A 13326-nucleotide genomic window follows, 5' to 3' on the forward strand; every position below is an offset into this window, starting at 1 on the left:
TCGACCTCACTCCCCCGCCGGCACGTCGGACGCGTCGGGCTCGTCGGGCTCATCCGGCGCCACGGCGACGGCGCGGGCGAAACCGCCGTCCACCATCAGATCGGCCACCGTCTCCAACTCCGGCGGAGACCCCGCCAGCCGGGACAGGAACGCGTCGAAGTCGTCGCCGCACGGCAGCAGCAGCCGCTCCACCCGCTCCGACTGCGACCAGGCGGGCTCCGCGTCGCGCACGTCGTCGTAGGCGCAGAACCACACCGACCCGGTCCGCTCGCCCCTCGTCTTCACGGCCAGCAGTCCGCCCTGCACGAACGCCACCCCCAGATAGTCCTTGGTCAGGTGGTCGCGCAAACACTTGTTGACGTACACGAGGTCGTTGACGGCCGCCTCCTCGCGCACCGTGAAGAACGGCTGGTCGATCAGCAGCCCCCACCGCGGGTCCAGCGCCGTCCCGACCGGCGCGCAGCCGCCCGCCGCCTTCAGGAACGACCGGTACGCGCCCGGCAGCCGGTACCCCAACTCCTCCTCGACGCCCTGCACCTGCGGCTCCGACACCGCCGCGCCCGACTTCGGCAGCCCGAAGTGCGCGGGCTGCGTCTCCTGCAACGGCCGGGTGCCGCGCTTGGCCTGGTCCACGTGCGCGGTCGCAATGCCGCCGTGGTGACGCAGCAGCGCCTTCACCTCCACCGGGACCAGCTCCAGCCGGCGGCCGCCCGCCACGTGGTGCCACGTCCAGCCGTGCGGGGTCGCCACGCTGGGCACCGTGTCCCAGAGCGCGTGCCCGGCCGCGGCCAGCGCCGCGTTCGCCGAGACGTAGTCCGTCAGCCGCAGCTCGTCGACGCCGAAGCCCTCCGGCGGATCGGCGATCTCCGCCGCCGCCCGCGCGTACGGCGAGAAGTCGGGGCGGCCGCGCTCGTCCACCCGCACCCCGCCCGGATGACGGGCCGCCCGGACCGGGTCCGGGAAGTGCACGACCTGCCCGGCGTAGGCCGCGTTCGGCGGCGCGGCGTCTCCTGCGGCCTGGCGGCCGGGTGGCGCCCCCAGCCCGAGCCGACCTGTCGTCATGACGGTTGCCCCCTGCGGCACTCTGTACGGCCCGCGGCGACCGGGACCCTTCCCGGCCCGCCAGGCGCGTATCCACTACATCGCTCCCTCGCGGCGACCGCGCGCGGCGCGGCGTGCCGACAGCCTATGCGGTACGCCGACACCGGTCACCGGGCCTCCGGGCGCCGGCCGCCGCCCCGGCGGCCCCCGCCGCGCTCCCCGCGCCGCTCCGCCGTGACCAGCCGTCACCCCGTCGTGACGCACCGCCCCGTCCCTGGCGTGTCGCACCGCCCCAGCTTCCGCACCCGCCCCGCGATTTGGCAGTCTGTGTCCCTCGGGGGGATGCTCGGAGGGGAATGATGATCATGAAAGCGACGCAGACGGAACCGCACACCGGCGCGTCCGGCGACCCGAGGATCGGCTGGAGCGGCGCCTCGACGCCGCCCGCCCCCGTCCTGCGCCACCGCCGCGACGGGATACTCCCCACCGTCGCCGCCGCCCTCTCCGTGCGCGGCGCCACCCTGACCGGCACCGCCGCCCGCGGCGAGGAGCCGCCCGCCCTGCACCCCCTCGTGCAGGACTTCCTCGACGCCCTCACCAGCGCCCAGCGCGACCGCTTCACCGGCCGCTGCGCCGAGGCCATCCTCATCTCCCGGCACATCGCCGCCGCCGAAGCCGCCCGCGGCAGACGCGCCGCGCGCAAGCCCCTCACCAACGGCGAGGCGCGCAAAGCGCTCCGGCACGCCAAACTCACCGCCCGGCGCATCCGGGAGGACGGCGACCCGCTGCACGGCGGCTTCGCCGCCCCCTGCCGCGCCTGCGCCGCGCTCAGCGCGCACTTCGGCGTCCGCGTCGTCGACCCGGCGGACGGCGCCTGACACCCGCGCCCCGGGCCGCGTCCGCGCCCGGGGCCCCCGCGTCCCGGGCCCCGGCGCCCCACCGCCGCCGCCCCGAACCCCCGCCCCGACGAACGAAGAGCCGATGCACGCCGACCGCAGCCCCCTCCCCCGGCCCGCCGCTCCCCACGGCCAGGCGGCGCCCCCGTCCCGCTTCCCCGCGCCCGTCGAGGCCGCCCTGCGCGCGGCCGGCTGGCAGCCCGGACGCTGGGACATACGGCAGGCCGAGTTCTGGGCCGACGCCCTGCGCGACCACGCCTCCCCGGCCGGGCACCGGCACAGCGTGTTCCCCGCGGCCGTCGAGGCGTGGGCCGAGTTCGGCGGACTGCGCGTCGCCCCCGGCGGCCCCGGCCGCCAGGTCGCCCCCGCGGCCCTCGACCTCGACCCGCTGCACGGCCTGCACATGGCCCGCACGCTCGGCGACCTCGGCCGCGCCCTCGGCAGCGACGTCTGCCCGCTCGGCGCCGAGGCCGACGGCCTGTCCCTGCTGGCCGTCGACGCCGAGGGCCGCGTCTACGCCCTCGACCACACCGGCGACTGGTACCTCGGCGCGGACGTCGACCAGGCCCTGACCACGCTCCTCAGCGGCACAGCCCCCGTCCGCCTCACCGCGGGCTGACCCCTCGGCACACCGGCCGCGCCAGGCCGCGCCCGCCCTTCCCTCCGGGCGGGCGGCGTCCGATACGGCGCCTCGGCGGCGTCGTCAGATCACCCGAGCACGTCCCGTACGCGGGTGACCCTCCGCTGTGCGACGCACACCGCACCGAACGCGCCCGCTGACCCGGCGCGAAGGAGGTGAAGGAGCGAACAGGGCCTGCAACTGGCCTGGGACTCCCCCGCAGCCGCCGCCGGAAGCGCCCCCGCGCCCCGTCCCCGCCCCGCGCCCCTCACGCGGACGCCGGGATCACCGCCGACACCCGGAAACCGCCCGCGTCCGTCGGCCCCGAGACGAACGCGCCGCCCAGCGCCGTCACCCGCTCCCTCATCCCGAGCAGGCCGTTGCCGCCGGACGGCAGCCGCGCCGCCGACGCGGAGGCCGGCTCCGCCGGCGGCTCGTTCTCCACCTGCATCGCGATCTCCGCCGCCCGGTGCGCGAGCCGCACGTGCGTCTTCGCCCCCGCCGCGTGCTTGTGCACGTTTGTCAGCGCCTCCTGCACCACGCGATAGGCGGTCTGCTCGATCTCATGGCCGTACGACCGCGCCTCCCCCTCCACCGACAGCTCCACGACCATGCCCGCGGCCGCCGACTGCCCGACCAGCTCCTCCAACTCCTCCAGCCGCGGCCCGTCCCCGTGGGCCGCCGCGCCGGCCGCGCGGGAGGTCGCGACGGCCGCGGCGGCCCGCACCGCGACCAGCGGCGCCGCCGCGGCCGCGGGCACGGACGCCCGCTCCCGGCGCTCCCGCCCCGCCTCGCCGCCGCTGCGCAGCACGCCGAGCATCTCCCGCAGCTCGGTCAGCGCCTGCCGCCCCATGTCCCCCACCAGCGCCGCGTTGCGCACCGCCTTCTCCGGGTCCTTGCGCGCCACGGCCTGCAACGCGGCGGCGTGCACCACCATCAGACTCACCCGGTGCGCCACCACGTCGTGCATCTCCCGGGCGATCCGCGTCCGCTCCTCGGCGCGCGCCCACTCGGCCCGCTCCTCCGCCCGCTCCGCGAGCAACTGCAACTCCCGCTCCAGGCTGTCCGCCCGCTCCCGCAGCGACTCCATCAGCCGCCGCCGGGCCCCCGCGTACAGGCCGAGGAGCAGCGGAGGCGCCGTCAGGCCCAGCGAGGTGGTCACGGCGGCGAACGGCACGAACCAGTCCCCCAGGGAGAGATCCCCCCGCGCCACGTCCTGCCGCACCCGCACGAACGTCACGATCATCGTGCCGAGGAAGGACATCCCCGCCAGCGCGGCGATGACCCGGCGCGGCAGCTCGCACGCGGCCAGGGTGTACAGCCCGACGATGCCCATCAGGAAGCCCATCTCGGCGGGCGTGACGGCGATCGCCACCAGCACCACGGCGACCGGCCACCGCCGGCGCAGCAGCAGCACGGCCCCCGCCAGCGCCCCGAACGCCACCCCGGCCCACACCGGCAGCCCGGCGTCCCGCGCGAACGGCGCCCCCTCGGCCGCGCACTCCGCCGCGGACGCCAGCGCCAGCCCCCCGTCGAACGCGGCGCTCCGCCACCGCACCCACCACCAGGGCCCGGCCAGCCCCCCGGCGCGCTCTTCCCCCGTCTTGGTCATACGCCCAGCCTACGGGCGCACGCCGTGGCCCTCCGGGGAGTTTTGAGCGCACACGTCAATCACACTCCGTGATCGAGAGGTGGCCAAGTTACTCGACATCCCTCGAACTGGTGAACATCTTTCGTTCGACTGCGGAATACGATCTTCCGCCCGAACAGTGAGCACATGGAACATCTGAGCGGCAAATACGCCGATTTCGAGGGCTTGCGCGAACAGGCGGTGGCGCTGCGGCGAAGCGGGTCCAGCCTTCGGCAGATCCGCGACGAACTGCAAGTGCACGACAAGGGGACGCTTCAGCGCCTCATGGAAGGCGAGCCGCCTCCAGCCTGGACGAAGCGACCGCGCGCCAAGGACGCCATGCGCGACAGGGCGCGAGCGTTGCGCGAGCAGGGGTGGACGTATACCCAGATCCGGGAAGAGCTGGGCTGCTCAAAGAGCTCCATCTCACTCTGGGTGCGAGATCTGCCCTCCCCGGAACGCTCCCGACCCGACACGACAGCAGCGCGACGCGGGACGAAGCGCGCCGCCGAGAACCGCGCTGCGGCACGAGAAGCACTGGGCGACGCGGCCTACGCCGAGATCGGCCCCCTCGCTTCGCGCGAGCTGTTCTTGGTGGGCGTGGGGCTCTACTGGTCCGAGGGAGCAAAGGCCAAGGCAGGAGCACACCGGCGCGTCATCTTCGTGAACAGCGACCCGAACATGATCAAACTCTTCCTGCTCTGGCTTGACTTGCTCGGCGTGTCCCCCGACCGTCGCCGCTTCTCGGTCACCATTCACGAGTCGGCGGACATCGCTAGGGCCGAGTCCTTTTGGGCGGCCCAAGTCGACATCGAGGTCGACTCGTTGCTCAAGACGAGCCTCAAGAGGCACAACCCCAAGACCAACCGAACGAACACCGGAGAGCGGTACTACGGGTGCCTTAGAGTCGCCGTTCTCCAAAGCGCCGACCTGCACCGTCGCATCGAGGGCTGGTGGTACGGCATAGTAGGAGCTGCACCCGCTACTGATCTCACAAATCGGACATAGCGGTAATCCCGGGTCGTCTAAGGGTAAGACGTCAGATTTTGGTTCTGATCATGGGGGTTCGAGTCCTCCCCCGGGAGCATTCAGGTTCGGGTCCTGACCCCCACCGGGTCAGGACCCTTCGTCCTCTCCGGCCGCGTTGGCCCAACCGCCCCCCGGTATCCTGCGGACGTCCAGCACTCCACAGCCGAAGGGCATCCCGTGAGCGCCAATCGCCCGGCAGCCGTAGTCGTTCTCGCAGCGGGTGAGGGCACCCGTATGAAGTCGGCCACACCGAAGGTCCTGCACGACATCTGCGGTCGTTCCCTGGTCGGTCATGTGCTGGCCGCCGCACGCGAGTTGGAGCCCGAGGATCTCGTGGTCGTGGTCGGGCACGCGCGGGAGCGGGTGACCGAGCACCTCGCGCAGGCCGACCCGGGCGCCCGTACCGCCGTGCAGGAGAAGCAGAAGGGCACCGGGCACGCCGTTCGGATGGGCCTGGAGGAGCTGGGCGGCCCCGTGGACGGGACCGTGGTCGTCGTGTGCGGGGACACTCCGCTGCTCACCGGCGGGACGCTGGCCCGGCTCGCCGCCGCGCACGGCGAGGACGGCAACGCCGTGACCGTGCTGACCGCCGAGGTCCCGGACGCGACCGGCTACGGCCGGATCGTGCGCGACGGCGCCGGCGGCGCGGTGACCGCGATCGTGGAGCACAAGGACGCCACCGACGAGCAGCGGGCGATCCGGGAGATCAACTCCGGGGTGTTTGCGTTCGACGGGCGGCTGCTGGCCGAGGCGTTGGGGCAGGTGCGCACGGACAACAGCCAGGGCGAGGAGTACCTCACCGACGTGCTGGGGATCCTGCGCGAGGCCGGGCACCGGGTGGGGGCGTGCGTGGCGGCCGACCACCGGGAGATCGCGGGGATCAACAACCGGGTGCAGCTCGCCGAGGCCCGGCGGACGCTGAACGACCGGCTGCTGGAGGCCGCGATGCTGGCCGGGGTGACGGTGGTGGACCCGGCGACGACGTGGGTGGACGCGACGGTGACGTTCGAGCAGGACGTGACCGTGCTGCCGGGCACGCAGCTTCACGGCTCGACGCATCTGGGCGAGGGCAGCGTGGTGGGCCCGAACAGCCGGCTGACGGACACGCGGGTCGGTGCGGGGGCGCGGGTGGACAACACGGTGTCGGACGGCGCCGTGGTGGGTCCGGAGGCGTCGGTGGGTCCGTACGCGTATCTGCGGCCGGGCACGCGGCTGGGGCTGAAGTCGAAGGTGGGCACGTACGTCGAGACGAAGAACGCCCGGATCGGCGAGGGGACGAAGGTCCCGCACCTGTCGTACGTGGGCGACGCGACGATCGGCGAGTACACGAACATCGGCGCCGCGAGCGTGTTCGTGAACTACGACGGGCAGGACAAGCACCACACGACGGTGGGATCGCACTGCCGCACCGGTTCGGACAACATGTTTGTGGCGCCCGTCACGATCGGGGACGGCGCCTACACCGCGGCGGGCTCGGTGATCACGAAGGACGTGCCGCCCGGTTCGCTGGCCGTGGCCCGCGGTCAGCAGCGCAATATCGAGGGCTGGGTGGCCCGCAAGCGGCCGGGGAGCGCGGCGGCGAAGGCGGCCGAGGCGGCGCCCGAGGGGCCCGCGGACGAGGGCTGAGCGGAAACGGACGCTCCGAACACGGCGTACCGTGAGAGGAGCACCCGCACCCCCACCAGCCGAGACGCACCCCGCACGGTGCCGAGACCGTCTCGGCCTCCAGCCCCGCATCCCCTCCGAGGAGACACTGCTGTGACCGGGATCAAGACGACCGGCGAGAAGAAGATGATGTTCTTCTCCGGCCGCGCCCACCCCGTGCTTGCCGAGCAAATCGCCCACGAGCTGGGTGTAGGGGTCGTTCCGACGAAGGCGTTCGACTTCGCGAACGGCGAGATCTACGTGCGCTACCAGGAGTCGGCCCGCGGCGCGGACTGCTTCCTGATCCAGAGCCACACCGCTCCGATCAACAAGTGGATCATGGAGCAGTTGATCATGATCGACGCGTTGAAGCGCGCGTCCGCCCGTTCCATCACGGTCATCGTGCCGTTCTACGGTTACGCGCGTCAGGATAAGAAGCACCGCGGCCGCGAGCCCATCTCGGCGCGCCTGGTGGCGGACCTGATGAAGACGGCCGGCGCGGACCGCATCCTCGCGGTGGACCTGCACACGGACCAGATCCAGGGCTTCTTCGACGGTCCGGTGGACCACCTGTTCGCGCTGCCGCTGCTGGCGGACTACGTGGGCGGCAAGGTGGACCGCGCCAAGCTGACGGTGGTCTCGCCGGACGCCGGCCGGGTGCGGGTGGCGGACCGCTGGTGCGACCGGCTCGGCGCGCCGCTGGCGATCGTGCACAAGCGCCGGGACAAGGACGTGGCGAACCAGGTCACGGTGCACGAGGTCGTCGGCGACGTGAAGGGCCGCATCTGCGTGCTCGTGGACGACATGATCGACACGGGCGGCACGATCTGCGCGGCGGCGGACGCCCTGTTCGCGCACGGCGCGGAGGACGTGATCGTGACGGCGACGCACGGCGTGCTGTCGGGTCAGGCGACCGACCGGCTGAAGAACTCGAGGGTGAGCGAGTTCGTGTTCACCAACTCGCTGCCGACGGCGAGCGAGCTGGAGCTGGACAAGATCACGGTGCTGTCGATCGCGCCGACCATCGCGAGCGCGGTGCGCGAGGTGTTCGAGGACGGCTCGGTGACGAGCCTCTTCGACGAGCAGTAGGCGCCGCGCGGGCAGGGCGCCGCGCGGCGCTCCTCCCGGCCGGTGGAGATCGTTTTGGGAGCGGCCTCCCCTTCCGAGTACACTGCTCCAGTTGCTCGGCGAGGGAGGCCGTGGCCGTCTGCGGACGGATACGGCGGTCCGTAATCGACGCGCTCTTCGTAGCAGGCCGTTCGTGTGGCCGGGTGACCGCATCCCCTACTTCTACGAGGAGTGACGAGCATGTCCGAGGTCAAGATCACCGCCGCGACCCGCACCGAGTTCGGCAAGGGCGCCGCGCGCCGCATCCGCCGTGAGGACAAGGTTCCCGGCGTGCTGTACGGGCACGGTTCGCAGCCGGTGCACCTGACGCTGCCGGGCCACGACCTGCTGATGGCGCTGCGCACGCCGAACGTCCTGATCGCTCTGGCCATCGACGGCGAGACCAACGAGCTGGCGATCCCGAAGTCCGTGCAGCGCGACCCGCTGAAGGGCTTCCTGGAGCACGTCGACCTGCTGCTGGTCAAGCGCGGCGAGAAGGTCAACGTCGAGGTGCCCGTGCACGCCGAGGGCGAGCTGGCCCCGGGCGGCAACCTGCTGGAGCACGTCCTGCCCGCGCTGCCGGTCGAGGCCGAGGCCACGCACATCCCGGAGCAGGTGACCGTGTCCGTGGAGGGTCTGGAGGCGGGCGCCTCGGTGCACGCCAAGGACATCGCGCTGCCGAGCGGCGTGTCGCTGGCCGTCGACGAGGACGCGGTCGTCCTCCAGGTGCTGGCCGCGCAGGTCGAGGAGCTGCCGGAGGACGAGGAGACCGAGGAGACCGAGGGCGAAGAGACCGTCGAGGCCTGATCCCCGGCTCGTCGTCGCGGTCGCCGGCCGCCGCCTCCCGCGCTTGTGGCACGGGGGCGGCGGCCGGCGCGTATCAAGGAGAGATGGACGTGAGCACGGACGCGCGGGCGCCTTGGCTGATCGTCGGCCTGGGCAATCCCGGACCGGAGTACGCCATGAACCGGCACAACGTCGGGTTCATGACGGTGGATCTGCTGGCCGCACGCATCGGGGGCCGGTTCAAGCGGGCCGGCAAGGCGCAGGCGCAGGTCGTGGAGGGGCGCATCGGCCCGCCGGGGCCGGACAGCCGCCGGGTGGTGCTGGTGAAGCCGATGTCGTACATGAACCTGTCGGGCGGCCCGGTGAACGCGCTGCGGGAGTTCTACAAGGCGCCGGCGGCGAACATCGTGGCCGTGCACGACGAGCTGGACGTCGACTACGGCGCGCTGCGGCTGAAGCTGGGCGGCGGGGACAACGGGCACAACGGTCTGAAGTCGATGACGAAGGCGATGGGCGCCGACTACCACCGGGTGCGGTTCGGGATCGGGCGGCCGCCGGGGCGGATGCAGGTGGCGGACTTCGTGCTGAAGGACTTCTCGTCGGCGGAGCGCAAGGAGCTGGACTATTTCACCGACCGGGCGGCGGACGCGGTGGAGTGTCTGGTGGCGGACGGGCTGGAGCGGGCGCAGAGCACGTACAACTCCTGACGTGCCGTCGGGCGGCCGCGGGTCGCCGGGCCCCGGGGTCGGCCGGGCCTGGAGCCGACCGGGCACGGGGCCGGCCGGCCCCGGAGTCAGCCGGGCATGGAGCCGACCGGGCCCGGAGTCGGACGGGCACAGAGTTGACCGGGCGTGGGGGTATGGCCAATGATCCCCGCCATGCACGCCGCTCCGTCCGCCTCTCGTCCCCGTCGGCGCCCGCGCGCCGCGCTGCGGTTCGGGCGGGCGGCGGCGTCGGGCGCGGTGCTCGCGCTCGTCCTGATCGCGGGGGTGTGGGCGTCCTGGAGCAGCGCGCCGTACGTGATGCTGACCAAGGGCCGCGAGCGCGGGACGATGGTGGTGACGCGGTGCGCGGGCGGCGCGTGCAGCGGGCCGTACCGGCCGCGCTCGCCCGGCTCGGCGGCCCGCCCCGAGGTGATGCTCGCGCGGGCGGCGACGGTGCGCCAGGGCCGCAGTTACGACGTCGTGGTGAAGCCGGGCACCGACGAGGTGCTGCGGTCGGGTCCGGCCGGGGTGCTGTACGCGTGGGCGCCGCTCGGCGGTGCGCTGCTGCTGGCCTCGGTGCTGGCGGCGGGCGGGCTGCGGCTGACCCGGACCGCGTGGCTCATGGCGGGGGCGGGGACCGCGCTGCTGACGGCGGCGTTTCTGGCCCAATGACGCGGCCCAATGAGACGGCCCAATGATGCGGCGCAGTGAGGCAGCCCGGTGAGGCGGCCCAGTGACGCGGCGCGATGAGGCAGCGCAGTGAGCGGCGCAGTGAGGCGTCTCGCGCGAGGGCGCCCCGGGTCGCACGGACCCGGGGCGCCCTCGTCGTCGGGGCCGGCGGTCAGCCTGTGTTGCGCAGTCCGGCCGCCACGCCGTTGACGGTGAGGAGCAGGGCCCGCCCGAGCAGCGGGTCGGGCTCCTCCTGCGCCGCGGCGGCGTCGCGCTGCCGCTTGAGCAGGGCGACCTGGAGGTAGGAGATCGGGTCGAGGTAGGCGTCGCGGATGGCGAAGGTCTGCTTCAGGTCCGGCTGGGCGTCCAGGAGTTCCTTCTCGCCGGTGATGCGCAGCACCTCGGCGACGGTGAGCGCGTGCTCGGCCTCGATGGCGTCGAAGACGTGCCGGAGGCGGTCGGGGACGAGGGTGTCGACGTAGTGGCGGGCGATGCGCAGGTCGGTCTTGGCGAGCGTCATCTCCACGTTGGAGACGAAGTTGCGGAAGAAGTGCCACTGCTCGTGCATCTCGTCGAGCACGGCGCCCCCGTCCAGCCCGAGGCCCGCCTCGCGCAGCGCCTTGAGGCCGGATCCGACGCCGAACCAGCCGGGCACGATCTGCCGGGACTGGGTCCAGCCGAACACCCAGGGGATGGCGCGCAGTCCGTCGAGCGAGACGCCCGAGCCGGGGCGGCGGGAGGGCCGCGAGCCCAGGTGCATGTCGGCGAGCTGGTCGACCGGCGTGGAGGCGAGGAAGTACGTCGGCAGGTCGGGGTCCTCGACGAGCTTGCGGTAGGCGGCGTGCGCGGCGTCGGAGACGACGTCCATGGCGGCGTCCCAGCGGGCCAGGGCCTCGTCGGACTGGCGGGGCGCGGTGTGCAGGGCGGACGCCTGGAGGGTGGCCGCGACGGTCAGCTCCAGGTTCTCCCGGGCCAGGGAGGGGAGGAGGTACTTGTCGGAGATGACCTCGCCCTGCTCGGTGACCTTGATCTCGCCCTCCAGGGTGCCCCAGGGCTGGGCGAGGATGGCGCTGTGGGTGGGGCCGCCGCCGCGGCCGACGGTGCCGCCGCGGCCGTGGAAGAGGCGCAGCCGCACGCCGTAGCGGTGGGCGACGTCGCGCAGCCTGCGCTGGGCGCGGTGGATCTCCCACTGGCTGGTGGTGATGCCGCCGAACTTGGAGGAGTCGGAGTAGCCGAGCATGACCTCCTGGACGTCTCCGCGCAGCGCGACCAGGCGCCGGTAGGAGGGGTCGGAGAGCATGTCCTCCAGGATGGCGTCGGCCGCCTTCAGCTCGTCGGTGGTCTCCAGGAGCGGCACGATGCCGATCTTCGCCCAGCCGGCGTGCAGGTCGAGCAGTCCGGCCTCGCGGGCGAGGACGGCGGCGGCGAACACGTCGTCGGCGCCCTGGCACATGGAGATGATGTAGGACTCGATGACCTCGGGTCCGAAGGCGTCCAGGGCCCGCTTGACGGTCTCGAAGACGCCGAGGGTCTTGGCGCCGGCCGCGTCGACGGGCGCGGGGGCGGGGGCGAGCGGGCGGCGGGAGCGCAGTTCCTTGGCGAGCAGCTTGGCGCGGTACTCGCGGGGCATGTCGGCGTAGCGCCAGGACTCCTCGCCGAGCCGGTCGAAGAGCTGGCCGAGGGCGTGGTGGTGGGCGTCGGCGTGCTCGCGCACGTCCATGGTGGCGAGCTGGAGGCCGAAGGCGGCGAGGGTGCGGATGGTGCGGGCCAGGCGGCCGTCGGCGAGCAGGGCGCCGCGGTGCTCGCGCAGCGAGTCCTGGAGGAGGCGGAGGTCGGCGAGCATCCCGGCGGTGCCGAGGTAGTCCCGGCCGTCCTCGTGCCGGGCGCCCCGGGCCAGGCGCTCCTTGGTGTTGACCAGCTTCTGGCGCACGGCGGTGGCCTTGAGCCGGTAGGGCTCCTCGGCGTTGAGCCGCTTGTAGCGGGGGCTGATCTCCGGCAGGTTGTCCAGGTCCCTCTGGAGGGAGGCGAGCAGCTCCGCGGTGGCGCCGGCGTAGCGGATGGAGTTGGACAGCAGGCCGCGCAGCTCGTCGATCATGTCGAGGGCGTCGTTGATGCCGTGCTCGTGCTGGAGGATCAGCACGTCCCAGGTGACGTCGGGGGTGACGTTGGGGTTGCCGTCGCGGTCGCCGCCGATCCAGGTGCCGAAGGTGAGGGGGCGGGCGTCGTCGGGCAGCCTGACGCCGACGCGCTCCAGTTCGGCGGAGAGGTCCTCCAGGACGTCGCCGACGGCGTCGGCGTGCAGTTCGTCCAGGTAGTAGATGGCGTTGCGGGCCTCGTCGGCTGGCTCGGGGCGGACCACCCGCAGTTCGTCGGTCTGCCACACCAGGTCGATGTTCTCGGCCAGCCGGGTGTCCAGGCGGCGGCGGTCGGACTCGGTGACCGGGGCCTCCAGCAGCGCGGCGATGCGGCGCAGCTTGTTGAGGACGGAGCGGCGGGCTGCCTCGGTGGGGTGGGCGGTGAACACCGGGCGGACGTTGAGGTTCCGCACGCTCTCGCGCAGGTGCTCGGGGTCGGCGTCCTTGAGCCGGTCGGCGGTGCGGGCGATCAGGCCGCCCTCGGCGGCGCGGCGGACGCGCAGCTCGCGGCCGCGGTGCACCTGCTCGGTGACGTTGGCGAGGTGGAAGTAGGTGGAGAAGGCGCGGACCAGCTTGGCCGCGGTGTCCAGTTCGGCGCCGCGCAGCAGTTCGGCGGCGGCCTCGCCGTCCTCGCGGGTGAGGCGGCGGACCTTCTCGACCAGGTCGAGAAGCTCGGGGCCTTCCTGCCTGACCAGGGTCTCCCCCAGCAGGTCGCCCAGTCGGCGGATGTCGGCGCGCAGCTCGCTGCTGGTCGTCGTCTGGTCGTCGGCACTGCTCACAGGTGCGGCTCCTTGCAGTGATCAGGAAGTGTGTCGCGCCGACGGCCGCCCGGACGGGCTGCGGCGGGCGACGGGTGGGGTCGTCTGGGATGGGTACCTTGCCGGATGCCGGGCGCCGGGCGGCGGCCGCCGCTTGCGGGCCGGGCATCCGGGAAGGAATCTTCTTCAGCGGACCGCGCTGTCCGACCACCCCAAGTCTAGGCGCCGGGGGGGACGCGCTGGCCAGGGGCTCTTGCCGCCGGGCGGCGCGCTGCCATACTTACGTCGCCGTAGGTTACGCAACCGTA

General features: G+C 73.2%; 11 protein-coding genes and 1 tRNA gene. 9 read left to right on the forward strand and 3 right to left on the reverse strand.

Annotation, left to right across the window (positions count from 1 at the left end):
- Positions 1-6 precede the first annotated feature (6 nt).
- Entirely contained in the window at positions 7-1062 is a 1056-nt protein-coding gene (locus tag ABZ861_RS09445; protein ID WP_361626327.1) for an SMI1/KNR4 family protein, read from the reverse strand.
- Positions 1063-1397: 335 nt separating this feature from the next.
- Here ABZ861_RS09445 and ABZ861_RS09450 point away from each other — a divergent pair, with 335 nt between their 5' ends.
- Positions 1398-1919: a YwqJ-related putative deaminase gene (locus tag ABZ861_RS09450; protein WP_361626330.1), complete on the forward strand. Its 522-nt coding sequence runs from the start codon at positions 1398-1400 to the stop codon at positions 1917-1919.
- A gap of 103 nt (positions 1920-2022) precedes the next feature.
- Entirely contained in the window at positions 2023-2556 is a 534-nt protein-coding gene (locus ABZ861_RS09455) for an SUKH-3 domain-containing protein (protein WP_361626333.1), read from the forward strand.
- A 268-nt stretch (positions 2557-2824) separates the two neighbouring features.
- Here ABZ861_RS09455 and ABZ861_RS09460 read toward each other — a convergent pair whose 3' ends face one another.
- Complete coding sequence (locus ABZ861_RS09460) at positions 2825-4168, reverse strand: histidine kinase (RefSeq protein WP_361626336.1); 1344 nt, start codon at positions 4166-4168, stop codon at positions 2825-2827.
- A 165-nt stretch (positions 4169-4333) separates the two neighbouring features.
- Here ABZ861_RS09460 and ABZ861_RS09465 point away from each other — a divergent pair, with 165 nt between their 5' ends.
- The 7 genes from ABZ861_RS09465 (at position 4334) to ABZ861_RS09495 (ending at position 10128) form a co-directional block, all read left to right on the forward strand.
- Complete coding sequence (locus ABZ861_RS09465) at positions 4334-5194, forward strand: helix-turn-helix domain-containing protein (protein ID WP_361626339.1); 861 nt, start codon at positions 4334-4336, stop codon at positions 5192-5194.
- Positions 5195-5200: 6 nt separating this feature from the next.
- Positions 5201-5271: transfer RNA gene (locus ABZ861_RS09470), tRNA-Gln, on the forward strand.
- A 121-nt stretch (positions 5272-5392) separates the two neighbouring features.
- A complete protein-coding gene (glmU, locus tag ABZ861_RS09475; RefSeq protein ID WP_361626342.1) occupies positions 5393-6841 on the forward strand; it encodes a bifunctional UDP-N-acetylglucosamine diphosphorylase/glucosamine-1-phosphate N-acetyltransferase GlmU in 1449 nt (482 codons plus the stop codon).
- A 132-nt stretch (positions 6842-6973) separates the two neighbouring features.
- Complete coding sequence (locus ABZ861_RS09480; RefSeq protein ID WP_361626345.1) at positions 6974-7948, forward strand: ribose-phosphate diphosphokinase; 975 nt, start codon at positions 6974-6976, stop codon at positions 7946-7948.
- Between the two features lie 219 nt (positions 7949-8167).
- Entirely contained in the window at positions 8168-8773 is a 606-nt protein-coding gene (locus tag ABZ861_RS09485; RefSeq protein WP_361626348.1) for a 50S ribosomal protein L25/general stress protein Ctc, read from the forward strand.
- Between the two features lie 83 nt (positions 8774-8856).
- Positions 8857-9459, forward strand: a complete 603-nt coding sequence (gene pth / locus ABZ861_RS09490; protein WP_361626351.1) for an aminoacyl-tRNA hydrolase — start codon at positions 8857-8859, stop codon at positions 9457-9459.
- A gap of 171 nt (positions 9460-9630) precedes the next feature.
- Positions 9631-10128, forward strand: a complete 498-nt coding sequence (locus tag ABZ861_RS09495) for a hypothetical protein (RefSeq protein WP_361626354.1) — start codon at positions 9631-9633, stop codon at positions 10126-10128.
- Positions 10129-10297: 169 nt separating this feature from the next.
- Here the strand turns inward: ABZ861_RS09495 and ppc are convergent, their stop codons facing one another.
- Positions 10298-13039 carry a phosphoenolpyruvate carboxylase gene (gene ppc / locus ABZ861_RS09500; RefSeq protein WP_361626357.1) on the reverse strand — a complete coding sequence of 914 codons (2742 nt, stop codon included), beginning with the start codon at positions 13037-13039 and terminating at the stop codon, positions 10298-10300.
- Between the last annotated feature and the right edge of the window lie 287 nt (positions 13040-13326).

Origin of the sequence: Streptomyces sp. NPDC046985 (assembly GCF_040644415.1) — a bacterium.
In the GTDB taxonomy this organism is placed as follows: Bacteria; Actinomycetota; Actinomycetes; order Streptomycetales; family Streptomycetaceae; genus Streptomyces.

Excerpts from the sequence above, each read along its gene's own strand:
- ABZ861_RS09450 (WP_361626330.1), top strand. The coding sequence starts at position 1,398 with ATGATGATCATGAAAGCGACGCAGACGGAACCGCACACCGGCGCGTCC.
- ABZ861_RS09455 (WP_361626333.1), top strand. The coding sequence starts at position 2,023 with ATGCACGCCGACCGCAGCCCCCTCCCCCGGCCCGCCGCTCCCCACGGC.
- ABZ861_RS09460 (WP_361626336.1), bottom strand. The coding sequence starts at position 4,168 with ATGACCAAGACGGGGGAAGAGCGCGCCGGGGGGCTGGCCGGGCCCTGG.
- pth (WP_361626351.1), top strand. The coding sequence starts at position 8,857 with ATGGACGTGAGCACGGACGCGCGGGCGCCTTGGCTGATCGTCGGCCTG.
- ABZ861_RS09465 (WP_361626339.1), top strand. The coding sequence starts at position 4,334 with ATGGAACATCTGAGCGGCAAATACGCCGATTTCGAGGGCTTGCGCGAA.
- ABZ861_RS09445 (WP_361626327.1), bottom strand. The coding sequence starts at position 1,062 with ATGACGACAGGTCGGCTCGGGCTGGGGGCGCCACCCGGCCGCCAGGCC.
- ABZ861_RS09485 (WP_361626348.1), top strand. The coding sequence starts at position 8,168 with ATGTCCGAGGTCAAGATCACCGCCGCGACCCGCACCGAGTTCGGCAAG.
- ABZ861_RS09495 (WP_361626354.1), top strand. The coding sequence starts at position 9,631 with ATGCACGCCGCTCCGTCCGCCTCTCGTCCCCGTCGGCGCCCGCGCGCC.